General features: G+C 34.7%; 23 protein-coding genes. 18 read left to right on the top strand and 5 right to left on the bottom strand.

The window, feature by feature from the left end; genetic code table 11:
- Positions 1–51: 51 nt before the first annotated feature.
- Together F7O84_RS18435 and F7O84_RS18440 are read left to right on the top strand one after the other, a co-directional pair.
- Positions 52–426, top strand: a complete 375-nt coding sequence (locus F7O84_RS18435) for a BlaI/MecI/CopY family transcriptional regulator (protein WP_243140947.1) — start codon at positions 52–54, stop codon at positions 424–426.
- The gene (locus F7O84_RS18440) at positions 423–1,862 is read left to right on the top strand and encodes a M56 family metallopeptidase (RefSeq protein WP_151148551.1); all 1,440 of its coding nucleotides are present in this window, start codon (positions 423–425) and stop codon (positions 1,860–1,862) included. The genes F7O84_RS18435 and F7O84_RS18440 overlap by 4 nt, the downstream gene beginning before the upstream one ends.
- A 68-nt stretch (positions 1,863–1,930) precedes the next feature.
- Here the strand turns inward: F7O84_RS18440 and F7O84_RS18445 are convergent, their stop codons facing one another.
- Complete coding sequence (locus tag F7O84_RS18445) at positions 1,931–2,680, bottom strand: phosphotransferase (protein WP_151148552.1); 750 nt, start codon at positions 2,678–2,680, stop codon at positions 1,931–1,933.
- 243 nt (positions 2,681–2,923) lie between these two features.
- Here F7O84_RS18445 and F7O84_RS18450 point away from each other — a divergent pair, with 243 nt between their 5' ends.
- Positions 2,924–3,655, top strand: coding sequence for an ABC transporter ATP-binding protein (locus F7O84_RS18450; RefSeq protein ID WP_151148553.1), 732 nt, complete (start codon positions 2,924–2,926; stop codon positions 3,653–3,655).
- Positions 3,642–4,385 (top strand): ABC transporter permease, encoded by a 744-nt coding sequence (locus tag F7O84_RS18455; protein WP_151148554.1) that lies wholly within the window; start codon positions 3,642–3,644, stop codon positions 4,383–4,385. The genes F7O84_RS18450 and F7O84_RS18455 overlap by 14 nt, the downstream gene beginning before the upstream one ends.
- 101 nt (positions 4,386–4,486) lie before the next feature.
- On the opposite strand, the gene adhE is transcribed toward F7O84_RS18455, so the two are convergent.
- Both adhE and F7O84_RS18465 read right to left on the bottom strand, forming a co-directional pair.
- On the bottom strand, positions 4,487–7,111 hold the full coding sequence (gene adhE / locus F7O84_RS18460) for a bifunctional acetaldehyde-CoA/alcohol dehydrogenase (RefSeq protein ID WP_151148555.1): 2,625 nt from the start codon (positions 7,109–7,111) through the stop codon (positions 4,487–4,489).
- Between the two features lie 186 nt (positions 7,112–7,297).
- On the bottom strand, positions 7,298–8,422 hold the full coding sequence (locus F7O84_RS18465; protein WP_151148556.1) for an ROK family transcriptional regulator: 1,125 nt from the start codon (positions 8,420–8,422) through the stop codon (positions 7,298–7,300).
- Positions 8,423–8,669: 247 nt separating this feature from the next.
- Between F7O84_RS18465 and F7O84_RS18470 the strand changes: the two genes are divergently transcribed.
- The 10 genes from F7O84_RS18470 (at position 8,670) to rpsI (ending at position 18,686) form a co-directional block, all read left to right on the top strand.
- Positions 8,670–10,142, top strand: a complete 1,473-nt coding sequence (locus tag F7O84_RS18470; protein WP_151148557.1) for an L-fucose/L-arabinose isomerase family protein — start codon at positions 8,670–8,672, stop codon at positions 10,140–10,142.
- A 9-nt stretch (positions 10,143–10,151) separates the two neighbouring features.
- The gene (gene xylB, locus F7O84_RS18475; protein WP_151148558.1) at positions 10,152–11,624 is read left to right on the top strand and encodes a xylulokinase; all 1,473 of its coding nucleotides are present in this window, start codon (positions 10,152–10,154) and stop codon (positions 11,622–11,624) included.
- Positions 11,625–11,908: 284 nt separating this feature from the next.
- Positions 11,909–13,144, top strand: coding sequence for an ABC transporter substrate-binding protein (locus F7O84_RS18480; RefSeq protein WP_151148559.1), 1,236 nt, complete (start codon positions 11,909–11,911; stop codon positions 13,142–13,144).
- Between the two features lie 187 nt (positions 13,145–13,331).
- Complete coding sequence (locus F7O84_RS18485) at positions 13,332–14,183, top strand: energy-coupling factor transporter ATPase (RefSeq protein ID WP_151148560.1); 852 nt, start codon at positions 13,332–13,334, stop codon at positions 14,181–14,183.
- Positions 14,168–15,019 carry an energy-coupling factor transporter ATPase gene (locus F7O84_RS18490; RefSeq protein ID WP_151148561.1) on the top strand — a complete coding sequence of 284 codons (852 nt, stop codon included), beginning with the start codon at positions 14,168–14,170 and terminating at the stop codon, positions 15,017–15,019. Before F7O84_RS18485 ends, F7O84_RS18490 begins: the two co-directional genes overlap by 16 nt.
- A gap of 44 nt (positions 15,020–15,063) precedes the next feature.
- On the top strand, positions 15,064–15,864 hold the full coding sequence (locus tag F7O84_RS18495; RefSeq protein WP_151148562.1) for an energy-coupling factor transporter transmembrane component T family protein: 801 nt from the start codon (positions 15,064–15,066) through the stop codon (positions 15,862–15,864).
- A 47-nt stretch (positions 15,865–15,911) separates the two neighbouring features.
- Entirely contained in the window at positions 15,912–16,649 is a 738-nt protein-coding gene (truA, locus tag F7O84_RS18500; RefSeq protein WP_151148563.1) for a tRNA pseudouridine(38-40) synthase TruA, read from the top strand.
- Between the two features lie 30 nt (positions 16,650–16,679).
- Positions 16,680–17,645 (top strand): DUF2812 domain-containing protein, encoded by a 966-nt coding sequence (locus F7O84_RS18505; RefSeq protein WP_151148564.1) that lies wholly within the window; start codon positions 16,680–16,682, stop codon positions 17,643–17,645.
- A gap of 199 nt (positions 17,646–17,844) precedes the next feature.
- On the top strand, positions 17,845–18,273 hold the full coding sequence (gene rplM / locus F7O84_RS18510; RefSeq protein WP_151148565.1) for a 50S ribosomal protein L13: 429 nt from the start codon (positions 17,845–17,847) through the stop codon (positions 18,271–18,273).
- Between the two features lie 26 nt (positions 18,274–18,299).
- Entirely contained in the window at positions 18,300–18,686 is a 387-nt protein-coding gene (gene rpsI / locus F7O84_RS18515; RefSeq protein WP_151148566.1) for a 30S ribosomal protein S9, read from the top strand.
- Between the two features lie 298 nt (positions 18,687–18,984).
- On the opposite strand, the gene F7O84_RS18520 is transcribed toward rpsI, so the two are convergent.
- On the bottom strand, positions 18,985–20,040 hold the full coding sequence (locus F7O84_RS18520; protein ID WP_151148567.1) for a tyrosine-type recombinase/integrase: 1,056 nt from the start codon (positions 20,038–20,040) through the stop codon (positions 18,985–18,987).
- Between the two features lie 56 nt (positions 20,041–20,096).
- A complete protein-coding gene (locus F7O84_RS18525) occupies positions 20,097–20,684 on the bottom strand; it encodes a helix-turn-helix domain-containing protein (protein ID WP_192451830.1) in 588 nt (195 codons plus the stop codon).
- 171 nt (positions 20,685–20,855) lie between these two features.
- Between F7O84_RS18525 and F7O84_RS18530 the strand changes: the two genes are divergently transcribed.
- From F7O84_RS18530 to F7O84_RS18545, 4 genes are all read left to right on the top strand, one after another.
- On the top strand, positions 20,856–21,104 hold the full coding sequence (locus tag F7O84_RS18530) for a hypothetical protein (protein WP_151148569.1): 249 nt from the start codon (positions 20,856–20,858) through the stop codon (positions 21,102–21,104).
- A 599-nt stretch (positions 21,105–21,703) separates the two neighbouring features.
- The gene (locus F7O84_RS18535) at positions 21,704–23,086 is read left to right on the top strand and encodes an AAA family ATPase (protein WP_151148570.1); all 1,383 of its coding nucleotides are present in this window, start codon (positions 21,704–21,706) and stop codon (positions 23,084–23,086) included.
- 3 nt (positions 23,087–23,089) lie between these two features.
- Positions 23,090–24,040, top strand: a complete 951-nt coding sequence (locus F7O84_RS18540; RefSeq protein ID WP_151148571.1) for an RloB family protein — start codon at positions 23,090–23,092, stop codon at positions 24,038–24,040.
- Positions 24,041–24,085: 45 nt separating this feature from the next.
- Positions 24,086–24,850 carry a nucleoside phosphorylase gene (locus tag F7O84_RS18545; RefSeq protein WP_151148572.1) on the top strand — a complete coding sequence of 255 codons (765 nt, stop codon included), beginning with the start codon at positions 24,086–24,088 and terminating at the stop codon, positions 24,848–24,850.
- Position 24,851 lies beyond the last annotated feature (1 nt).

Consider the following 24,851-nt stretch of genomic DNA (forward strand, 5'->3'; position numbering starts at 1 on the left):
TCGTATAATGACTTTATTAATTATACGGCTGTATAATGAAGGGAGAAAATGATGAAAAGTCTAGGAGAAGCTGAATTTGAAATCATGCAAGTGATATGGGATGCAAAGAGATCGGTTACATCAAGCTATGTATTAGAAAAATTAAAGGAAAGACGTAAATGGCAGTTGTCTACTGTTATGACTTCTTTATCTCGGTTATCAGATAAGGGTTTTGTAATGTGTGATCGAAGTGATGGCGCTAACAAGTATTTTGCTATGATATCTGAAAATGATTATAAAGCCCATGAAAGTAAGAATTTTTTAGAAAGAATTTATGATAATTCCATACAAAATCTAATCACCACACTTTATAGTAATAAGGTAATCAAAGAAGCAGATGTTAAAGAGCTAAGAAGATTTCTAGATGAGTTGGAGGAGAAGCAATGATAACAGATGTATTTCTTTCTCTATTAGAGGTTTCTATTTCAACAGGATTTATAATCCTAAGTGTGTTCTTGTTTTCTTCGCGTATTAACAAGAAATATACAATGAAATGGAAATATTTGATATGGTTGATATTAGCAACTCGTCTGATGATACCATTTAATCTAAACGCTTTTACATGGCAGTATCGTTTTAATATACCTGATATTAGTATACCAAACACTACAAGTAACTCCTTGTTTAAGGATGGAATTTCTTTTACCCTTTCTTTACCAGTTCAAAAAGAGCAATTTAATTTGCTTGAGATGGTATCCTATATTTGGTTTGCAGGGGTTATAATTATTATATTAATTCATGTTATTGGATATTGGTATTACAAAATTACTTTGTTAAAAGAATGTACTCTTGTAGTAAATAAAAAATATTTGGAGCAAGTAGATTTAATTGCAGCTCAATTAAAAGTAAATAAAAACTTTAAAGTGATGAGTAATTGTAACATTTCAAGTCCAATGATAATTGGTTTATTTCATCCTGTAATGGTTTTACCAAAGAGATCTTATTCTGAGAAAGAAAGTTACTTTATCTTAAAGCACGAGTTGATTCATTTGAAAAGAAATGACATATTCTATAAACTAATTATGGTTCTAGTTCAAGCGTTGCACTGGTATAATCCTGCTGTCTATTTGCTAAAAAAAGAAGCATTTCTTGATTTAGAATTGTTTTGCGACGAAGAAGTGGTTAAGGAAGCAGACATGGCGTCTAAAAAATTGTATACAGAAGTTCTTATGTCTACTTTACAAAAGCAACTAAATAGAGGAAGTGCCATTTCAACACAATTTAATGAAGGGACAGTTATTATGAAAAAACGTTTTATTCAAATATTAAATCGTAGAGAGAAAAAGAATGGTGGAGTAATGTGCCTTGGAATTCTTTTATTGACATTATTACTTGGAACTTTGGTCTCATGTACTACTAAGGAGTCATCTACCTCATCTGTAAATAACAATGACATACAAAATGCAGAGCAAGAGTCTGAGTCTAACATTATTAACGAACAAGATACACAAGCCGAAAATAAGATAAATAATAACGATAGCAGTACTTCTAAAGATGATACTTTAAACGATGCCCAGGAAATTGAAGAAATTGTAAAAGGATTTTCGAGTGCCTATTTTGGGAAAAATGCAGAGGTATTACCTACCTATTTATCGGAAGCGTTTGGTGAAGAAATGGAAGTATATCAAGGAGATACAGAGGCAGTATCCGATATTACCATAAAAGGACTTACTGACATACAAAATAAAAATATTGGTGATAGTTGTGTGGTATGGATTGAGTTCAAACAGGATTCTCAAGCAGATTCTTATCAATATCTAACAATTGAATTGCAAAAAGAATCAACAGAATGGAAAATATATTTTTACGGGATAGAAATGTAATCTTGAATGTTAAAAGCCGCTGATTTATGATAAATCAACGGCTTTTTTATAGGAAAAATCTTTTGCTACTATCCCTGATATTCCACTACGTTTAACCACTTTTCTAAGAGTTCTTTCTCCTCAGGATTTCCTTTTCCAAGTTGTGTTGCGGCTACGATTGGTAGCCACTGCTGTACGTATTGAAGGGCAGTGTTACTTTTTTTGCAAAATAGTGTTAGATACTTTTTCGCTAATTCTTCATTTTGAAGAGAAAATAAAAGATAGCTTCTAGCTGCATCTGCGCTGGCATTTCCTTGTGTTGCATGCGACCAGTCAATCACATAGGCTTTTTCATCTGATAATATGATATTGCTTGGATTAAAATCACCATGACATACCTTAGTATGCTTTGGCATACCATCAAGTCTTGATAGTAACTCATATTTTGTAGAGGCATCAATTAAGTTGAGTGCCTGAATTTTTCGTGAAAATTTATCTTTTTGTTTATTTAAAAGAGGAGATTTTTTTGAATGAATTTCAAGTTGCAAATCAACAAATTGCTCCAAATACTTATCTTCCTTGTCTGGATTTTCTTTCATGGCATCTGCTAGAGTCTTACCTTTGATATATTCCATGGTAATGGCCCATTTGCCATCAATTTTTGAAACTTCAAGTACTTTTGGTATGTTTAAACCTGTTTCTTCAATTCTGGACTGGTTTAGTGCTTCATTTAAAACATCTGATTTTGGAAAATTCTCATCGAATATCTTGACTACGGTATCACCAGATTGGTAAACTGTTTTGTTCTTTCTTGTAGCGATTACTTGTTCAAGCGCCATAATTAAGTCCTCCTTTAATAAAATTGGTTACAGTCTTGCTGTTTCATATTGTTTTGTTACTTTTGAATTTATTATACTACAACCGAATTGAATTGTATATATTAAACAAAAAAATACAAGTTTATCATAAGATATGATGTAAAATACACAAAGTTATATTCTTCGACCATCTTTAAACCCTACACTATAACACCAGACTTCATCTAGATGTTATTCTTTTTAATAAAAGGAGGGCCATTTGATATGGAAAAAACAATTGAAGTAAATAAATTGTGCAAATCTTATGCAAATGTAAGGGTGCTTGATGAAGTCAGTTTTCAAATATCTAGAGGTGAAGTATTTGGTTTGCTTGGAGCAAATGGAGCGGGCAAAAGTACTACAATAGAATGTATATTAGGCACGAAAAAACAAGATAGCGGCTTTGTAGCAGTCCTTGGGATGAATCCGCAAAAAGAGCGAAAAAAACTTTTCGAAAGAGTTGGTGTACAATTCCAAGAAGGCAATTATCAAGAACGAATTAGTGTGGATGAACTATGCAAAGTTAGTAACTCCCTTTATAAAAACCCACTAGACTATCTGGAGTTATTAAAACAGTTTGGGCTTATGGAAAAGCAAAAGAGTCTGGTGAGTGAACTTTCAGGAGGTCAAAGACAGCGTCTTTTTATTGTACTTTCATTGATACCGAATCCAGAAGTTGTATTCTTAGATGAGCTTACGACTGGATTGGACCCAAGGGCTAGAAGAGAGGTATGGAAAATACTTTTAAAACTGAAAGAGCAGGGGCTTACCATCTTTTTAACTTCTCATTATATGGATGAAGTGGAAGCGCTTTGTGACAAAATTATGATTCTAAAAAAAGGCAAAACAATATTTTATGGATCGGTGAAAGAAGCAATTTCATCTAGTCCCTTTAATCAATTAGAAGATGCCTACCTTTGGTATACAAAAGAGGAGGAAGAATATGAAAGCGTTTAAAGCATTGTTTATTTCAGAATTAAAATTATCCCTTCGTGGCTTAGACATGTTTATTTTTGCTATTTGCATGCCTATTATTGTGGTAGTGATTCTAGGAGCCGTCTTTGGCAATCACCCAGCCTTTGAGGGAGCCAATTATAGCTTTTTAGAGCAATCCTTTGGAGCAGTAGCGACTATAGCAATTTGTGCGGGAGGAGTTATGGGGCTACCTCTAGTTGTATCGGATTATCGTAGTAAAAAGATACTAAAACGTTTTCAAGTGACACCAGTTCGCCCAAGTCTTATTTTAGCGGTGCAGGTTGTAATTTATACACTTTATTCGATTGTGTCACTGATTCTTGTCTATTTGACAGCAGCAATCTTGTTTGACTTTCAATTTCATGGTTCGTGGGTTGTTTTTCTAGGAGCTTACTTTATGGTAATGCTTTCTATGTTTAGCATCGGCCTTTTGGTAGGAGGAATTGCACCAAATGTGAAGATAGCAGGAGCGGTTGCAAGCTTATTGTATTTTCCGATGTTAATCTTTTCAGGTGCAACTCTTCCTTATGAAGTAATGCCTGCTTCGCTTCAAAAATTTGCAAATGTGATGCCTTTGACACAAGGAATTAAGTTGTTAAAGGCAGCAGTATTAGATTTACCAATAGAGAGTGTCTTTTTTAGTGTTATTTTAATAAGCTTAATTGGGATAGTATGTAGCGTTGTTGCAGTTAAATTTTTTAAGTGGGAATAAAATTGATAGCTACAAAGTGGTATATAATCGCATAATAACACAAATCAAAATGAATTAAGAAAAAAGGGAAATCTACATTTTGCAGATTTCCCTTTATCTTATTATTTACCGTAATAAGTTTTTAAATAAATGTCTTTTAATTCGCCCATTAATGGATATCTAGGATTAGCACCAGTACACTGATCATTGAATGCTTGTTCTACCATTTCATCTAAGGTAGCTAAGAAGTCTTTCTCATCAATTCCGTAATCCTTGATTGTCTTTTTGATGCCGATTTTTTCCTTTAAATCTTCTAATGCTTGAATAAATTTTTCTAAGGTTTCATCATCGTTCTTTCCTACGATACCAACGAAGCGAGCGATTTCACAATATCTTTCCTTAGCATGTGGATACTGATACTGTGAGAAAGTACCCATCTTAGTAGGAGTATCAACTGCATTGTAACGAATTACTTCAGTAAGAACCAATGCGTTTGCAACACCATGTGGTAAGTGGTGGAAAGCACCTAATTTATGTGCAAGTGAATGGTTAATTCCAAGGAATGCATTTGCAAAAGCCATACCAGCCATACAAGCTGCATCCGCCATCTTTTCTCTTGCGATTGGATCATTTGCGCCATTTTCGTAAGCAGATGGAAGGTACTGGAATACATTCTTAATTGCTTTTAATGCTAGGCCATCTGTATAATCGGAAGCCAAGATTGATACGTAAGCTTCAATTGCATGTGTCATAACGTCGATACCAGAAGCGCTAGTTAATCCTTTTGGCTGACTCATTACGTTATCGGTATCAATGATTGCCATATTAGGCATTAATTCGTAATCAGCAAGTGGATATTTTACACCTGTTTTTTCATCTGTAATAACAGCAAATGGTGTTACTTCAGAACCAGTTCCAGAAGAAGTAGGAATTGCTACAAAATAAGCTTTTTCTCCCATCTTAGGGAAGGTATATACTCTCTTACGAATATCCATGAAAGTCATAGCCATTTTCATGAAGTCTGCTTCTGGGTGTTCATAAAGAACCCACATGATTTTGGCAGCATCCATTGCAGAACCACCACCTAAAGCGATGATTACGTCAGGCTGGAAGGAAGTCATAGCGTTTGCACCTTCTTTTGCACAAGCAAGAGTTGGATCTGGAGCTACTTCATAAAAGCAAGTATGTGTAATGCCCATTGAATCTAATTTATCTGTAATTGCTTTTGTATAACCGTTTTTGAAAAGGAATTCATCTGTTACGATGAAAGCTCTCTTTTTACCCATTACTGTTCCAAGTTCATCTAATGCAACTGGCATACAACCTTTCTTAAAGTATACCTTTTGCGGTGCTCTAAACCAAAGCATATTTTCTCTCCTCTCTGCAACTGTTTTGATATTGATTAAGTGTTTTACACCAACATTTTCAGAAACAGAGTTTCCGCCCCATGAACCACAACCAAGAGTTAAAGAAGGAGCCAATGCAAAGTTATATAAATCACCAATACCACCGTGAGCAGCAGGAGTATTTACTAAGATACGACAAGTTTTCATTGCAGCAGCATGGATTGCCATTTTTTCTTTCTGTGATGGATGAATGTATAAAGATGCGGTATGACCATAGCCACCATCAGCTACAAGTTGTTCTGCTTTTTTAATTGCTTCATCATAAGTTTTTGCTTTGTACATAGCTAAAACTGGTGATAATTTTTCGTGTGCAAATTCTTCTTCAATGTCAACGGATTCTACTTCACCGATAATAATTTTTGTAGTAACTGGTACGTCTACACCTGCAAGTTTTGCAATTGTATGAGCGCTTTGACCTACGATTTTTGCATTTAATGCACCATTAATGATAATGGTCTTTCTTACTTTTTCTATTTCATCAGGCTTTAAGAAATAACAGCCTCTCACTTCAAATTCTTTCTTAACTTCTTTATAAATACTCTCAAGTACGGTTACAGATTGTTCTGAAGCACAAATCATACCATTATCAAAGGTTTTAGAATGGATGATAGAGCTAACAGCAAGTTTTATATCAGCTGTCTCATCAATGATAACAGGAGTATTACCAGCACCAACACCAAGAGCTGGTTTGCCAGATGAATAAGCAGCTTTTACCATTCCTGGACCACCAGTTGCTAAGATGATATCTGCATTTTTCATAACTTCGTTTGTTAATTCAAGTGATGGCACATCAATCCATCCAATGATACCTTCTGGAGCACCTGCTTTTACAGCAGCTTCTAATACAACTCTTGCAGCTTCAATCGTACAGTTCTTTGCACGTGGATGTGGAGAAATGATAATTGCATTTCTAGTCTTTAAAGCTAATAATGTTTTGAAAATTGCAGTAGAAGTTGGGTTTGTGGTCGGAATAACAGCGGCAATTAAACCAATTGGTTCTGCAACTTTTTTAATTCCAAACGCAAGATCTTCTTCAATCACACCGCATGTCTTTGTGTCTTTATATGCGTTATAAATATATTCAGCAGCATAGTGGTTTTTGATTACTTTATCTTCTACAATACCCATGCCAGTTTCTTCTACAGCCATTTTTGCCAAAGGAATTCTTTGCATGTTTGCAGCTACTGAAGCAGCGAAGAAGATTTTATCAACTTGTTCTTGTGTGTAAGTAGCAAATATTTCTTGTGCCTCTTTCATTTGAGTCATTTTTGCTATTAATTTGTCAACACTATCTACTAATGTTGAAACTGTTTCGTTAGCTACCTGGTCTTTTTTTGCCATAACTGATATCCTCCATTACTCATTACAAGTTTAATTTATAAAAAATATAATTGATAACTTTTTAACAATCTCATTATACAATATTGTTAAAAAAGTGTCAATAATATTGCCTGAAAAAAATTATACAAAAAAATATCCATATACGAAAAAAATATGTCGGAAAGTAACATATTATTAATAGAATAGCTAGCACAGAAAGTTATTTCGACTCATACAGATTCCACCAAGTAAAATGGACATATCTTGAAGCTTTGAAGGTACAATCGGACATGATTTATGAATGGTGCTTGTAAGAGAGGATTGAATCAAATCAATAATATAAGGAAAGTTCATTGTAAATGAGCTGTTGATTACAATTAACTCAGGGTTTAGGGTATTGATAATGTTTCGAATTCCTATAGACATATATTTAACAAATAGATCCATGATGTGAATTGTATCCTTATCCTTTATTGTGTAAAGTTTAACAAAGTCGTCGATTGAAACTTGACTCAAATTCTTTATTTTAGCAAGTTCTGACAAAATAGCACGTTCTGATGCATATTGTTCAAAACACCCATGATTGCCACATGGACACATTCGGCCATCGAGTTCAATAATAGAGTGACCAAATTCTCCAGCATATCCATTTAAGCCATGATATAATTGTCCATCAATTATAATTCCAAGACCAATTCCCGTGTGAACGCTGATTCCTATCATGTTCTTGATTGGATAGTGAAAGGTATATTCACCCAAGACAGAAAGATTAGCCTCATTTTCTACAAGCACAGGTATATTAAAATAAGTTTGCAATGCAGATGCAAAATCAATTCCTGTATAGGGAGAATAAGGGGTAAAGAGAACTTGATTGTGATTGGTGATGCCATGAATTCCTAATGTAATACCAATGACTCCATATGAAGAGGCTTTGATTTGTTTCATTTGCTTGTCAATACAGGCAATAAGTTCTTCTATAATATGTTCTTTGCTATTTAAAGTAGGGTATTGTACCAGATTACAATTGCCTCCAGCAAGATTAGCTGACAATACGCTGATATGGGACGCCGATACATCGACAGAAATAGCATAGGCACAATCGTAGCAAAAGTTAAGGAGCACAGGCTTTCTACCAGAGGGAGCGTGAGCGGTTCCGATTTCTTCTACTAATTTACGGTCTAAGAGATTTTGTACAATAGCTGATATGGTAGCTTTTGTAAGACCTAGCTCTTTTGCAATAGCAGCACGCGAAATAGGCCCTTTTTCTATAATTAAGTCTGTTACTAACGAGGTATTGATATCGCGAATCAGTTCTTTACTTCCAGTCAACATAATTTAGTTTCTCCTTTTGTTAAATTAGTTTCTATTATAAACGAAAAATATCCTAATTTATAACTTTATTTTACGATAAAAAAAAGAATATATTGACCTTAATATTCTTTCCGATTATAATTATATCATAATTAGTTTAGTGAGTAAACTAATTAAGTAAAAGTGCCACGAATCACTTTAAAAGAGCGACTGATAAAAAGGTTTTGTGTGATTCAGTCACGCTTTTTAACGGTAAAGGAGAAGAAAAATGAAAAATATGCCAGAATTAAAATTGGGGATTGTAGCAGTAAGTCGTGATTGTTTTCCAATGTCATTGTCAGAGGGAAGACGAAAGGCAGTAGTAGCAGAATATAGTAAAAAAGGTACCATATATGAATGTCCAGTCGTAGTAGAAAGCGAAGTAGACATGAAAAAAGCACTTGCAGATGTAAATGAGGCAGGATGTAATGCTCTTGTTGTTTATCTTGGCAACTTTGGACCAGAGACACCAGAAACTCTTTTGGCAAAATATTTTGATGGACCAGTAATGTATGTTGCCGCAGCAGAGGAAACAGGCGACAACTTGATACAAGGACGTGGCGATGCTTATTGCGGTATGCTAAATGCTAGCTATAACTTAAAGCTTCGTAATATCAAAGCCTACATACCAGAATATCCAGTGGGAGATGCCAAGGATATTGCTAACATGATTGAAGAATTTGCACCAATTGCAAGAGCAATCATTGGTCTAAACAATTTAAAGATTATAAGCTTTGGTCCTCGTCCACAAGATTTTCTTGCCTGTAACGCACCAATCAAACAGTTATATAACCTTGGTGTTGAGATAGAAGAAAACTCAGAACTTGATTTATTTGAAGCATTTAACAAACATGCTGGGGATGAAAGAATTCCAGCAGTCATAAAGAGCATGGAAGAAGAGCTTGGAAAAGGCAACATGAAGCCTGAGATTTTACCAAAGCTTGCACAATATGAGCTTACCTTGTTGGATTGGGTAGAAGCACACAAAGGCTCTAGAGAGTATGTAGCGATAGCAGGAAAATGCTGGCCAGCTTTCCAAACACAGTTTGGTTTTGTACCTTGCTATGTGAATAGTCGTCTTACCGCTATGGGAATACCAGTTTCTTGTGAAGTTGATATCTATGGTGCATTAAGTGAATTCATTGGAACAGTGGTATCAAAAGATACCGTTACATTACTAGATATTAACAATACCGTACCAAAGGATATGTTTGAGTCAGAGATTAAAGATAAATATGACTATACCTTAAATGATACCTTTATGGGATTTCATTGTGGTAATACAGCGGCTGGCAAGCTATCTTTTTGCTCCATGAAATATCAGTTAATTATGGCTAGAAATCTACCAGAAGAAGTAACCCAAGGAACATTAGAAGGCGATATTGTTCCAGGAGATATTACATTCTTTCGTTTACAAAGTACAGCAGATGCAAAGCTTCGTGGCTACATTGCTCATGGAGAGGTGTTACCAGTAGCGACTCGTTCTTTTGGAGGAATTGGTGTGTTTGCGATTCCAGAAATGGGAAGATTTTATCGTCATGTACTAGTAGAAGGAAATTATCCACATCATGGAGCGGTTGCTTTTGGACACTTTGGAAAGGCGTTGTACGAAGTATTTAAATATGTAGGTGTTGAAGTTTCGGAAATTGGTTTTAATCAACCAAAATCAATGCTTTATAAAACAGAAAATCCATTCAAATAGGAGGAACATATGCTATATATTGGAGTCGATTTAGGAACATCAGCCGTAAAGCTGATCTTAATGGAAGCAGATGGAACGATTAAAAATGTTGTGTCAAAGGAATATCCGCTTTACTTTCCTAAGCCAGGCTGGTCAGAACAAAAGCCAGAAGACTGGTGGGAAGGTGTAACAGAAGGAATCAAAGAGTTAACAAAGGATTTTGATAAAAATAAGGTGGCTGGAATTAGTTTTGGCGGTCAGATGCATGGGCTTGTTATTTTAGATCAAGACGATCAAGTCATTCGTCCTGCAATTCTTTGGAATGACGGAAGAACAGGTAAAGAGACTAATTATCTAAATGAGGTAATTGGCAAGGATAAGCTATCTGCATATACAGCAAATATTGCGTTTGCAGGATTTACTGCACCAAAGTTATTATGGGTAAAGGCAAACGAGCCTGAGCTTTTTGAAAAGATTAACAAGATTATGCTTCCAAAAGATTACATTGCATATAAGCTTTCAGGCGTCCATTGCACTGATTACTCCGATGCGTCAGGCATGCTTTTAATGGATGTAAAGAATAAATGCTGGTCAAAAGAAATGCTTGCTATTTGTGGTGTGACACAAGAACAGATGCCAAAATTGTATGAAAGCTATGATGTGGTTGGAACCTTAAAGCCAGAGGTAGCAAATGAACTTGGATTAAGTACACAGTGTAAGGTTGTAGCAGGTGCAGGTGATAATGCAGCAGCAGCAGTTGGAACAGGAACAGTAGGGGATGGAAGATGCAATATCTCCCTTGGAACTTCTGGTACCATTTTTATCTCTAGCAAAGAATTTGGAGTGGATGAAAACAATGCGTTACATGCGTTTGCACATGCTGATGGTTCTTATCACTTAATGGGTTGTATGCTAAGTGCAGCTTCTTGTAATAAGTGGTGGATGGATGGTATCATTGGTACAAAGGATTATCAGAATGAGCAAGCACAGATTACAAAGCTTGGAGGAAGTCAGGTTTATTTTCTTCCTTACTTAATGGGAGAGCGCTCTCCACATAATAATCCAGATGCCAGAGGTACTTTTATCGGAATGACGATGGACACAACAAGAGCAGATATGACGCAAGCTGTATTAGAAGGCGTTGCGTTTGCAATACGTGACTCTTTAGAAGTGGCCAAATCCTTAGGAATTAAGATAGAGAGAACGAAGATATGCGGTGGTGGTGCAAAGAGTCCTTTGTGGAAGAAAATCATTGCCAATGTATTAAATCTAAAGGTTGATGTAATTGAAAGTGAAGAAGGTCCTGCGCTTGGAAGTGCAATGCTTGCAGCTGTAGCAAACAAAGAGTATACTAGCGTAGAAGAAGCAGCAGAAAAAATAGTAAAAGTTGTAGATACAATTGAACCAACGAATGAATTGGTACAAAAATATGAAGAAAAATATAACAAATTCAAACAGATTTATCCAACGGTAAAAGGCTTATTTGATATTATAAAGGAATAAGCTAGAATAGAAAAAAGCTTTTGCAGGACAGACGATGTCATTTGCAAAAGCTTTTTTAGAACTATTTACCAAAAATGACAAGTTCAATATAGAGATAACATACAAAATATTCAAAAGTATATTGCAATATAGGTTAGGGTATGTTAGTATAAATGTAAGATTACTGAAAACGTTACCGATAACGCTACCGATACCGTTATCGAAAAATGTAAAAACAGTGATTGTAATAGAATTCTACATAGTAATACGCAACAATCAATATCAGAGAGAGAGGGTAAAAGAATATGAAAAAGTTCAAAAAGTTGGCAGCACTTGCCATGTCAGCAGCGATGATTGCAACTCTATTAACTGGTTGTGGTGAAGGTAAAGTAGAAGAATCCAGCAATAAAGGGGATACGAACACCGCAGAATCAGGGACTGAAGAAGCGAAGGATACTTCCGATACATCAGGATCAGGAGAAATTTATTTCCTAAACTTCAAACCAGAGATTGCAGACATATATGATGAAATCGCAACCAGATACGAGGCAGAGACTGGAGTTAAAGTAAAGGTGGTAACGGCAGCGAGTGGAACTTATGAAACAACATTAAAGTCTGAAATAGCTAAGACGGATGCACCAACTATTTTCCAAATTAATGGCCCTGTAGGCTATCAGTCTTGGAAGGATTATTGTCTTGATATAAGTGATACAGATTTATATAAAAGTTTATCTGATAAAAGCTTAGCCGTAACCGAGGGTGAAGGAGTATATGGTGTTCCTTACGCAGTAGAAGGCTATGGAATCATATACAATGATGAGATTATGCAAAAGTATTTTGCTTTAGCTGATAAAGCGGTAAGTATTTCATCGACGACTGAGATTAAGAGTTTTGATACCCTTAAATCAGTAGTTGAAGATATGCAAAAACATGCAGCTGATTTAGGTATTGATGGAGTATTTGCAAACACTTCTTTAGCAGAAGGAAATCAATGGAGATGGCAGACGCATCTTGCTAATTTACCATTATATTATGAATTTGCTGATAACAAGAGCTTTGATAATACTATTTTAGCAGGTCTTGCGGCAGATGAAATTGAATTTAAGTATGCAGATAACTATAAGAATATTTTTGACTTATATACCAACAATTCAACTGTAGCACCTACATTATTAGGAGGAAAGACAGTTGATGATTCTATGGCAGAATTTGCATTAGGTAAATGTGCTATGGTTCAAAATGGTAACTGGGCTTGGTCACAGATCAATGGCGTAGACGGTAATGTTGTAAAGGCTGAAAATATTAAATATTTACCAATCTATACAGGCGTAACAGGCGAAGAAAATCAGGGACTTTGCGTTGGAACTGAAAATTATTTTGCAATCAACAGTCAGGTATCTACTGAGAAACAACAAGCATCTATTGACTTTTTAAATTGGCTATTCTCTAGTTCAGTAGGTAAGGATTTTGTATCCAACAAGTTAGGATTTATTGCACCATTTACAACCTTTTCAGATTATGCAGGAACGAACGAAATTTAATCCTACTTCGAAGTAATTTTAGTATTATGGGTACAATCTAAAGTATATGATAATTAAGTTTTTTTAGCAGGACAAAAGGATTGTTATCATAAAAAGTATTGCAGTTGACAATGAATTAGATTACAATTAAACTTATCGTAACTAGACAATTGGCTCAAACAAGCTGATTTAGCATTGAGGTAGTAAAATGGGAATTATTAAATCAAAGAATTTAGTATTTGAATATATCAGACGTGATGAAGAAGGCAATGTAGAAGCAATCAATCGCGCTGTCAATGAAGTAAATATAGAGATTAAACAAGGAGATTTTGTGGCAATACTAGGTCATAATGGTTCTGGCAAATCCACTCTTGCAAAGCATATGAATGCAATCTTGCAACCAACAGAAGGCGATATCTGGATTGATGGTAAGGATACAAAAGACATCGATCAGCTATGGGAGATACGAAAAACAGCAGGAATGGTGTTTCAAAATCCAGACAACCAGATTATTGGAACGGTAGTGGAAGAGGATGTTGGATTTGGGCCTGAAAATATTGGAATTCCAACGCCACAGATTTGGGAAAGAGTAGAAAAAGGGTTAAAAGCTGTTAATATGCTATCCTTTCGAAAGCATTCTCCCAACAAGCTATCGGGCGGACAAAAACAACGTGTGGCGATTGCAGGAATTGTAGCCATGCAACCAAAATGCATTGTATTAGATGAACCGACTGCAATGCTTGATCCAAATGGTAGAAAAGAAGTCATTGATACCATTACAAGACTCAATAAGGAAGAAGGAGTCACAGTGATCTTGATAACGCACTACATGGAAGAGGTAATAGGCGCAGATAAAGTCTATGTCATGGATCAGGGAAGTGTTGTTATGGAAGGCACACCAAAGGAAATATTTTCAAGAGTTGATGAACTAAAACAATACCGTCTGGATGTACCACAGGTAACCCTACTTGCAGAAGAATTAAAAGAATCTGGGGTTTCTTTATCAGATGGGATTCTAACAATAGATGAGTTGGTGAATGAGATATGTCAATTATATTAGATAAAGTAAATTATATATATGGAAGTGAAACTGCGTATGAGCTTCATGCCTTAAAGGATATTAACTTGGTCATTGAAGATGGACAGTTTATTGGAATCATTGGACATACGGGATCTGGCAAATCAACATTGATTCAGCATTTTAATGGATTGATAAAGCCTACATCTGGCAGTATATATTATAATGGAGAAGATATCAGTGATTCTGACTTTAATAAGAAGAAACTAAGAAGTAAAGTAGGACTAGTCTTTCAGTATCCAGAACATCAACTGTTTGAAGTAAATGTATTTGAAGATGTTTGCTTTGGACCAAGAAACTTAGGCTTGTCAGAAAAGGAAGCGCAACTTCGTGCTTATGAAGCTCTAAAAATGGTAGGATTTGAAGAGGATTTGTTTTATCAATCCCCATTTGAGCTATCGGGTGGACAAAAAAGACGAGTAGCAATTGCAGGAGTGCTTGCTATGAAACCCGATATCTTAATATTGGATGAACCAACTGCAGGGCTTGACCCAAAGGGAAGAGATGAGATCTTAGAACAGATTAAAACCCTTCATGAAACGACAAATATGACCGTTATATTAGTATCCCATAGCATGGAAGATGTAGCAAAGTACGTAGATAGACTGATTGTAATGAATCAGGGAGAAGTCAAATATGATGATACACCAAAGGAAGTCTTTGGGCATTATTTAGAACTAGAAGAAATGGGACTTGCTGCACCACAGGTGACTTATATTATGAATCGTCTAAGGGAAAAGAATATTCCAGTAAATGTAAATGTAACAACAATTGAAGAAGCAAAAGAGGAAATACTTCGTGTATTTAAAAATCGATAGAATGAGAAGAAAGCTTCTATACTTAATGAATAACAGGTGAAGAAATGATAAGAGACATAACAATAGGACAATACTATCCAAAGGATTCTGTGATACACAAGCTTGATCCTAGAACCAAGTTGGTGGGGACCTTGGCTTATATCATATCCTTATTTTTATTTAATAACTTTTTAGGATATATCGTCGTGACCTTATTTTTAGTAGGAGTGATTAAGGCTTCTCAGGTTCCGTTTCGTTTTATCATAAAAGGGCTAAAAGCAATCATTATGTTATTAATGATTACCGTATTGTTTAATTTATTTTTAACAAAGGGCACACCTTTGGTAGAATTCTGGATTTTTACCATAACGAAAGAGGGACTTAGAATCTCTTTGTTCATGGCAATACGCTTGATTTATTTAATTATTGGTTCTTCCATGATGACGCTAACAACAACACCAAATCAATTGACGGATGGACTAGAAAGTCTGCTTGGACCATTAAAAAAGATTAAGGTTCCCGTACATGAGATTGCTATGATGATGTCGATTGCACTTCGATTTATACCTATTTTATTAGAGGAAACCGATAAAATAATGAAGGCGCAAATTGCAAGAGGAGCAGACTTTGAAAGCGGAAACTTAGTTAAAAAAGCGAAAAGCCTTGTACCACTTCTCGTACCTCTTTTTATATCAGCATTTCGAAGAGCCAATGACTTAGCAATGGCAATGGAAGCAAGATGCTATAGCGGAGGAGAAGGCAGAACGAAGATGAAACCGCTTTTATATCAGGTAAACGATTATCGTGCGTATGCAATCTTTGTCCTTTATTTTGCTGCAATTATAGCAATGGAGATTGTGCTTTAAAATAAATCGCATAACATTTAGAAATTCAATGTGTTATAGAGGTAAAAATGAAACGTGTAAAAATGATTGTGGCTTATGAAGGAACTAACTATTGTGGGTTTCAGATTCAGCCAAATGCAATAACAATAGAAGAAGTATTAAATAAGAAGCTTTTTGAGCTTTTAAATGAACCCATAAAGGTAATTGGAGCAAGCAGAACGGATTCGGGAGTCCATGCTATGGGCAATGTAGCAGTATTTGATACCAATACACGAATTCCAGGGGAAAAGATCGCGTTTGCACTAAATCGTATCCTTCCAGAAGATATTAGAATTCAAGGATCTTGCGAGGTGGCACCTGATTTCCATCCTCGTTTTTGCAACACGAGAAAAACTTATGAATATAAAATCGTAAACAGAACCTTTCCCATTCCTACCCTTCGAAACATCGCGCACTTTGAACATTATCCATTGGATATTAAGCGAATGCAAGAAGCTGCATCATATTTAGTTGGGGAGCATGACTTTAGAAGCTTTGCCACAGCAAAGTTACAAGTAGAAAGTACCGTTCGAGAGATTTATTCACTTACGGTAGAGGAAGTTGGAGATATGATAGTAATTCGGGTTATTGGAAATGGATTTCTCTATAATATGGTAAGAATCATAGCAGGAACATTAATGGAAATTGGAATGAAAAGGCTAGATCCAGATATCTTACCTGCTATGATAAAAGGGTGTGATCGAAGTTTAGCAGGACCTACGGCGCCAGCGAAGGGACTTACATTGGTGAGTATTGAATACGTCTAAGAAAAAATATATAAAAAGGGGAGAAAATACATGAAGAGGGATTTTGATAAGAGGGTATTTCATTTTTTTAATGTTTATCACACAGATGAGATAGAAGCTTACTTAACTAAAATGGCAAACAAAGGATACCAATTGCTTGAGACGAATAATCATCAAATGTTTTTTAAGAAATGCAAAGAATGTAATGTAAGATATCGGGTTATATTAGGGGTAAATCATTTTCAAAGGTGGGAAGAACAAAAGTATAGAGAACAGTTGGGATGGAACTTTGTTTGTGAAGGACAAAATTACCAAATCTATATGACAGAGGATTTACAGTTAGAGGAAATGGATTTAGATAGTTATCGTTATCATCAAGTAAAGAGCTTAAGAGATAAGGCACTTTATCTTCATAGTGCAATCATAGCTTTGATTATAGGAGCGATATATGGAATGGCAAAGATGGAAGGTGGATTCTTTCTTTTGATGGATTCTTCTATTATGCTAGGTCTAATGGCAGTGGGATTATTCACTTGCCTGTTACTAGGTACGGATATTATAGATACGATTGTTTGGAAGTGGAAAAGTGAACGCGTAATTTTGAAATTAAGTCAAACACCTTTATTCTTTGGACAGTCGCAAGTTGCCAAATGGATAAATAGAGTATTTTTTAGTTTGATTTCAGTAGCTTTTGTAATCCTACTTTGCCTATCGACTAGTACATACATTCAATTGATTGTATCAAAAGGATGGTCTCGTAATATCAGTTTTTTGATTTATATTCTTATTTTTGGTAGCTCAAATCTATTTTTTTCGATTAGAAGAGGAGAAAACGCAAAAAGAGGTTTTGGGGAACGAAAGGTTATTGAATTATGTTTTTCATTAAGCATACTTATAATAGCAAGTGCGGCTGTGAGTGAAATAGGAAAACAAAATGATATTAACATCACAGCGAAGGATTATTTTCAAGAAGTAAAGTATGATGATGAAATATGTGGGTTTTATAAAGGAATTTGACTTAGGAAAAAAGAATAATTTGTGAAAAAAACGTTGACATACTATATTTGCTATAGTAAAATAACTAAATGTGACATAGCGTAAAAATGTCTACCAATGCCCCGGAAGACTTTTTTATATATATAAATATAATAAAAATGTTTATGGACAAAAACATTTTTTGAAACCAATATTGTTTAATATTTAAGGAGGTTTACCGATGAAAAGTTTTATGGCAAGTCCAGAGACGATTGAAAGAAAATGGTATGTAGTTGATGCTGAAGGTTGTACGTTAGGACGTTTATCATCAGAAATAGCGAAAGTTTTAAGAGGAAAGAACAAACCAGTTTTTACTCCTCATGTTGATACAGGTGATTATGTAATCGTAATTAATGCAGAGAAGATTAAAGTTAGTGGAAAGAAATTAGATCAAAAGATCTACTATCACCATTCCGATTATGTTGGTGGAATGAAAGAAACTACTTTAAAAGAAATGTTAGCAAAGAAACCTGAAAGAGTAGTTGAGCTTGCTGTTAAGGGAATGCTTCCAAAAGGACCTTTAGGAAGAACAATGTACAAGAAACTTCACGTTTACGCAGGTGCTGAGCATGGACATGAAGCTCAAAAACCAGAAGTATTAACATTTTAATTGTAGGTTGAAAGGAGGAAACAAAATTGGCTAAGTTATATGGAACAGGAAGAAGAAAGAAAAGTATTGCTAGAGTATATTTAGTACCAGGAACTGGTAAGATTACTATAAATAAAAGAGATATCAACGAATATTTCGGACTTGAAACTTTAAAAGTTATCGTTCGTCAGCCATTAGTAGCTACTGAAACAGTAGACAAATATGATGTACTTGTAAATGTTCACGGAGGTGGATATACAGGTCAGGCTGGTGCTGTAAGACATGGTATCGCTAGAGCGTTATTACATGTAGATGGAGAATTCCGTCCAGTGCTTAAGAAAGCAGGATACTTAACAAGAGATCCAAGAATGAAAGAAAGAAAGAAATACGGTCTTAAAGCTGCGAGACGTGCACCACAGTTCTCAAAGAGATAATATGTGGGACTTTTGGAAACTTGGAAGAATGGCAATGCGATTGGTACAATCGCATAGTTACTGGGTTTCAAGAGTTGTGGGTTGCTCTGAAATGTGCTTGATTTCGCTGGATAAGTAACACATAAGCGACAAACAAGTAACAAGAAAGCAACTTAAAAGACACAAATATTAGAAATTTTATAGGATGTTTTTCAGATGGATTTATCTGTCTGAGAGACATCCTTTCTTTTTGCTATAAATAAACATTTGATAATTACCTCTTTGGAAAAATAAGTAACGCATAAGTGACAAAGGCTTCTTAAATCATGTTAATTGCTTTGATCAATTCGTTCACATCCATATGGGTATATACTTTTTCTGTCAGCGTCATGGCTCCTGAATGACCAACGATCTTTTTAATGGTAGTCTGGTCAATGCGAGCATCTGCTAACATAGAGATGCAGGTGTGCCTGCAACAATGTGGAGTCTTTTCAATTCCCAAGTTAGTCATTAAGGGCTTGAAGTAACTGTCATAGTAATTGCGATAAGAGAACTTCTTACCATCATCCGTATGAAGCAAGTATTTGGAATCGGTATAATCGTTGTACCAGTTCTTATAAAATGGTAATACCTTGTCGGCAATAGGAACTTTACGGATTCCATTTTCTGTTTTACTGTCAATAACGTCGAAATACTGTTCTTCAAGATGGACATTTTCTTTCTTTAAATCCAATAATTCTGAAATACGTACCCCGTTATAAAGTAACATAAGCACAATCTGATAATACTTGTCATCCTTCATCGTCCAGACCCTTTGAACTTCATCAGGAGTAAAGCGATCTCTGTCATATTTGTTCGGATTTCTGTCTTTATACTTTAAAATATCTACAAATTCTGAATAGTCTTTTACCGTCAACTCATGCTTTAATGCATATTCATAAATCTGATTAAATAATACCTTTAATTTGCGAAGTGTTGGATAATTCTTGCCGCAGGTATCAACGACTCTTTGTAAATCGTCTAATTTCACATCTTTAAATGGTTTCTCAGCAATAGCATCACATAAAGCAAAAGCAGCTTTATATCCATTAACGTTAGATGCAGAAACAGTTGGATATTTTTCTTCCGACCATCTTTCGTAAATATCTGCAAAGGTCAACTTCATTACGGATAAATCAATTGGGTTATCATTATACTTTGCTAATATTTGTAATGCTTCTGTCTTTGTTGTTCCATATCCTAGAATCTGATATTCTTGCACCACCTTTCCTGTTTTTTCATTTAAATGCCATCCAGCAGTTACCCTTGCTGCATATGGCTTTCGTCGCTTTCCAGAGAGTTTTACAACACCTCCATAGCCATTTGGTAATCTCATACCATTCATTCCTTTCTGAAAAATATTTATTATGAAAGAGTTAGAAACTCTATTCATCAAGATAACGTGTAGTCTCGGAAGTAAGTGATTTCCCTTTTTTTTATCTGTTGTTTTGCATCTGCTAATGCTCGAACGATTCCTAGTAAATAAGCATCTTCAATATCTGGAACAGATAAGTAGGAAGTGCCAATATGAATGCCTGGTAGTGGCAATGGCTCATCGTTCTCATATATCAATTTCTCATTCGAATCAATGAACAAATAATTTTGAATACGCTCCATTAAGAAATTCATTTCTATTAGGGTACTTAAGGTATCCAAATATTTTTTAGAATTAGCGTTGGTATCATATTGATTTGCATAGCGTTGCAGAATAGCGATTGCATTATCGTGTAGTCGTGTTATTTCCTTTGCTTCATGCAATTCTGGTTTGGGAGTTTTACTTTTACCAAGAAGAAAGTCGTAGGAGCAATCGAGGGCTTCTGCCATTAGTTCCAACGTATCAATGGAATAAAAGACCTTACCAGACATGTACTTTTTCAAGCTTGAAAGTCCAATTCCTGTTTTTAAAGCGAATTCCTCCTGTGTCATTCCCATTTCTTTAATTCTATCCTTTAAAATAGTTCCAATATTATCTATATCCATTATATAACACCTCCTAAGTGGAAATATTGGTTCTAAAATTACATCGAACATATGTTTATAATAATTCATAGAATGTGATACGTCAATAAGAAATTAAAAGCTAGAGATAGCGAAAATATAAATCTAAAAATGGAATTTGATAGAGGTCTCAGAAAGGGAAGGAGGAATTGAATGGGAGAAGTAAAATATGAAGTAGAACTACCACCATTTACTGGTAGGAATGTTCCAATCAGTGAGATTGCAAGAGCCACTGGAAAAGAAGCTCAGTATATCCGAGTTGGATTACAAAGAGGAATCTTAAAATTTGGATATGCAATCAAGATGAAAGACTCATCTGAATACAGTTACTTTTGTCCAGACAAAAAGGTTTGGGAAGAAACTGGATACTTCAGATACGAGCCGAACACAGCAGCAGGGTGATGAATATCACCCTATAATTCTTCTAGTGTGGATCAAAGAATTGTTGTAAAAAGTTGAGCCAGTCCACGGCAAGATACGCAATAGAGACGTCGCCGTCCTATTGCATCTTGTCAGGGGTTAAAATCCCCTGAAACCCCTAAAATATTTCATATGGCTACACTTTCTGTAGCCAATGCCACGAGTTGGCAGTACTTTTTATAGCCAAATCGGTAAAATGGCTGTATCAGTTGTAGTCAGAAGAATTGTTGATGGAATGAAATATTCGAGGATTAGAGCTGTTGGCTACACTTTCTATAGCCAAAATACTTTATTGGCTGTACTAATTGAAGCCAATGGCTGTAAAAAGTGCAGCCATATTTCGAGAAGCAAAATAAAATGTACAAAGGTTTTTCATGATCTGCCTTTTTATGTATGGTTATTTCTGAATATGTCGCTTGAGATATGTGTGGCAATTTTTTTTGGCCATTTCTAAGTAAAAATGATTGAAAACGAAAATAGCGTCAAAAATACATATAAATACTAAAAATAATAAAAATAGTGATTGATAAAAGTGAAGAAATCACATATAATAAATTATATAGAATTAGGAGGTGCTTAAAATGCTTATTAGATTTAATGTTAAAAATTTTCTATCATTTTCAACTAGAGATAATGGAAAATCCGAAGAGTTTTCAATGTTAGCAGGAAAAGTACGGAGTAAAAAAGAACATATTTACGATGATGACAATATAAAATTATTGAAGTTTGCAGCAGTATATGGAGCTAATGCAGCAGGAAAATCAAACTTGGTTAAAGCAATGGACTTTATGAAAAAGACGGTTATTAACGGTCTACCAGAAGGACATACAGATAAATATTGCAAAGTAGATCCAGAAAACAAGTTTAAAGATAGTTATTTCGAGTTTGAAATTAAGTTAGGGAATAGCTATTATTCTTATGGATTTGAAGTGGTATTGAATGAAAGTAAGTTTCTTTCTGAGTGGTTATTAGAACTTACACCAGATAATAAAGAAAAATTATTATTTAGTCGTGACATAAAGAACGGAACTTTTGAGCTGGGAGGTCCTCTAAATACAAAAGGGTTAGTAAATAAAATGAGAGTTTATGCAGAGGATATCAAAGATGATAGCTCTGTATTGCTTTTGTCTATTATGAATCAAAATAAAAGAAATCTTTATCAAGAATATAAAAGAGCATCCATATTAAAAGAAATCTATTCTTGGATAAAAGACGGGTTAGATATTAATTATCCAGATAGGCCTATATCTGATTATTCTTACATGGCAAATACAGAAAATGTAGAAGAGATATGTAGAATTATTTCTGCCTTTGGTACTGGAATAACTAATTTTGAAATGGTAGATGTACCAATTGAAAAAATAGCAAGTCAATTACCAAAACAAATACGAAATGATCTATTGTCTAATTTGGAAAAAAGAACAATAGAAATGAAAAGTAATGATAACCTAAAAGGAATAGGTATCATTATGAGAAGCGATAAAGATTTCTTTATTCTGAATGTTGATAAGAGTGAGGAAGTAACTTGTAAAACAATACAATTTTCTCATGGAGAAAGAAATGTTTTATTTAATCTTGCAGAGGAATCTGATGGAACAGTAAGAGTATTAGATTTATTAGAAATTTTGCTATCGGGAGAAAATAAAACATATGTTGTGGATGAATTAGATCGATGTTTACATCCAAGTTTAACGTATAAATTTATTGAAACATTTCTACAAAAAGCAGCAAAGAGTAATATTCAACTTATAGTTACTACTCACGAATCAAGATTAATGGATTTTGATTTGCTAAGACGTGACGAAATATGGTTTGTTAACAAAAAGAAATCGGGAGAATCAGATATATATTCCTTAGAAGAGTACAATGAGAGATTTGATAAAAAGATTGATAAAGCATACTTAGAAGGTCGTTATGGTGGAGTGCCAGTTTTCAGCACAGTATTTCCAATTAAGGAGGACTAGTGCATGAGAGAAAGCAGGACATTTGCAGAACGAACAAAAATATCAGAATCGGATAGAACCGTTAAAAAATATTTCTTGATTTACGAAGGTTCGGATACGGAGCAGATATATTTCAATGCAGTAAATAATGCAAGGATAAAAATAGGAATTAATCCATTAATTGAACTAATTCCTATAGTTCGAAGTCATAGTGAGGAAGGATGGAGTAATCCTAAAAAAATACTGGATCGAATAATTAAAGACATTGAAGAAAGCAAAACAGGATTGATTTCATATGAGACAATGCTGAATAGAATTATGGATTATTTTAATGAGGAAAAAGTCTTTGGTACTGATAAGTCATTTAAAACAATATGGGATTTATTGATATTTATATGTAGAAATAAATTATGTAAGTTATTGAATGAAACCGTTGAAGATGTAGAAAAAGAATGTATAAAGATCATATCTTTACTTAATGATGAACTGAAGACAGAAAATATAATTTCTGATATATCTGAAGTGATAAAAAATGGTGGGATTACTTATGCAGAAGATATTGATAAAATATGCTTGATTGTTGATAGAGATAGAAAAAGCTTTATCTCTGCACCTGGAAATAATCAATATGCATATGTCATGAATAAATGTGAAGAAAAGAATTTCGGTTTTTATGTTACAAATCCATGCTTTGAATTTTGGCTTATGCTACATTTTGATGAGGTGCTTACAATTGATGAAAGCAAAATGTTGATTAATCCAAAAGTAACGGCTAAACGTAATTATGCAGAGGATGAATTAAGAAAAATGATTCCGAACTATAAAAAGACTCGTTATGATGCGGAAACTCTTGTAAACAATATTGATAATGCAATTGAAAATGAAAAGAAATTTTGCGAAGATATTGAGGAATTGGAAAGTAGCCTTGGGAGTAATGTGGGTAAACTCATTGTTGAAATGAGAATGAATCAATAAGAAATCTGACTTGTTTTCAATGGATAAAATGAAGGGAGAGATTAGATGGCGCTGATAAAGAATGAAATACCAATACTCGAATATGATACAGATAGCCAAGCGGTTATCATGCCAGGGCATCATTGGGATTATAAATTTTGTGAAAAAGCAGTTATGCTTTTCATGGAATCAGAAATAGAAGACTTTGTAAAAACTCACGAGTGCGAAGTTGTAGGCAAATTTGAATCAGTTACAAAAATCTTTTATGTATACAAAACAGTACATAGTGGAATGGAAATTGTATTTGTACAAGCACCGCTTGGAGGTGCAAGTTCAGTTCAGATTATGGATCAATTGATAGCAGGTGGGGTGAAACAAATTATTGCCACGGGGTGTTGCGGCGCATTAGTAGAAGGGGCAGAGGGGGAATTTTTTGTTCCAACTGTAGCGCTTCGACATGAAGGAACATCCTATCACTATTTGCCACCTTCTAGAGAGATTGAGCTTGATGAAAAGCCTATTCAGGCAATTGAAACGGTGTTGAATAGAGCAGGATTTTATTATGCAAAATGTAAAACATGGACAACGGATGGATTTTACCGAGAAACCAAAGAAATGGTTTTGTATCGAAAAGAAGAAGGGTATTCAGTTGTAGAAATGGAATGTGCATCTTTAGCAGCATGCGCACGTAAAAGAGGTGTAACTTTTGGACAGTTACTTTTTACTGCAGATTCTTTGGCAAATATTAATGAGCATGACATCAGAAATTGGGGTAATGATACTTTTGCAGTAGCATTACAACTAGCGATGGATGCTGTTGTGGAGGTGTAAT

Origin of the sequence: Candidatus Galacturonatibacter soehngenii (genome assembly GCF_008830185.1) — a bacterium.
In the GTDB taxonomy this organism is placed as follows: Bacteria; Bacillota; Clostridia; order Lachnospirales; family Lachnospiraceae; genus Lachnotalea; species Lachnotalea soehngenii.

Coding starts and splice junctions, on each gene's coding strand:
- rplM (WP_151148565.1), top strand. CDS start 17,845: ATGAAAAGTTTTATGGCAAGTCCAGAGACGATTGAAAGAAAATGGTAT.
- F7O84_RS18445 (WP_151148552.1), bottom strand. CDS start 2,680: ATGGCGCTTGAACAAGTAATCGCTACAAGAAAGAACAAAACAGTTTAC.
- F7O84_RS18540 (WP_151148571.1), top strand. CDS start 23,090: ATGAGAGAAAGCAGGACATTTGCAGAACGAACAAAAATATCAGAATCG.
- F7O84_RS18485 (WP_151148560.1), top strand. CDS start 13,332: ATGGGAATTATTAAATCAAAGAATTTAGTATTTGAATATATCAGACGT.
- F7O84_RS18495 (WP_151148562.1), top strand. CDS start 15,064: ATGATAAGAGACATAACAATAGGACAATACTATCCAAAGGATTCTGTG.
- adhE (WP_151148555.1), bottom strand. CDS start 7,111: ATGGCAAAAAAAGACCAGGTAGCTAACGAAACAGTTTCAACATTAGTA.
- F7O84_RS18440 (WP_151148551.1), top strand. CDS start 423: ATGATAACAGATGTATTTCTTTCTCTATTAGAGGTTTCTATTTCAACA.
- F7O84_RS18450 (WP_151148553.1), top strand. CDS start 2,924: ATGGAAAAAACAATTGAAGTAAATAAATTGTGCAAATCTTATGCAAAT.
- F7O84_RS18525 (WP_192451830.1), bottom strand. CDS start 20,684: ATGGATATAGATAATATTGGAACTATTTTAAAGGATAGAATTAAAGAA.
- F7O84_RS18465 (WP_151148556.1), bottom strand. CDS start 8,422: ATGTTGACTGGAAGTAAAGAACTGATTCGCGATATCAATACCTCGTTA.
- truA (WP_151148563.1), top strand. CDS start 15,912: ATGAAACGTGTAAAAATGATTGTGGCTTATGAAGGAACTAACTATTGT.
- F7O84_RS18435 (WP_243140947.1), top strand. CDS start 52: ATGAAAAGTCTAGGAGAAGCTGAATTTGAAATCATGCAAGTGATATGG.
- F7O84_RS18505 (WP_151148564.1), top strand. CDS start 16,680: ATGAAGAGGGATTTTGATAAGAGGGTATTTCATTTTTTTAATGTTTAT.
- F7O84_RS18455 (WP_151148554.1), top strand. CDS start 3,642: ATGAAAGCGTTTAAAGCATTGTTTATTTCAGAATTAAAATTATCCCTT.
- F7O84_RS18480 (WP_151148559.1), top strand. CDS start 11,909: ATGAAAAAGTTCAAAAAGTTGGCAGCACTTGCCATGTCAGCAGCGATG.
- F7O84_RS18470 (WP_151148557.1), top strand. CDS start 8,670: ATGAAAAATATGCCAGAATTAAAATTGGGGATTGTAGCAGTAAGTCGT.
- xylB (WP_151148558.1), top strand. CDS start 10,152: ATGCTATATATTGGAGTCGATTTAGGAACATCAGCCGTAAAGCTGATC.
- F7O84_RS18530 (WP_151148569.1), top strand. CDS start 20,856: ATGGGAGAAGTAAAATATGAAGTAGAACTACCACCATTTACTGGTAGG.
- F7O84_RS18520 (WP_151148567.1), bottom strand. CDS start 20,040: ATGAGATTACCAAATGGCTATGGAGGTGTTGTAAAACTCTCTGGAAAG.
- F7O84_RS18490 (WP_151148561.1), top strand. CDS start 14,168: ATGTCAATTATATTAGATAAAGTAAATTATATATATGGAAGTGAAACT.
- F7O84_RS18545 (WP_151148572.1), top strand. CDS start 24,086: ATGGCGCTGATAAAGAATGAAATACCAATACTCGAATATGATACAGAT.
- F7O84_RS18535 (WP_151148570.1), top strand. CDS start 21,704: ATGCTTATTAGATTTAATGTTAAAAATTTTCTATCATTTTCAACTAGA.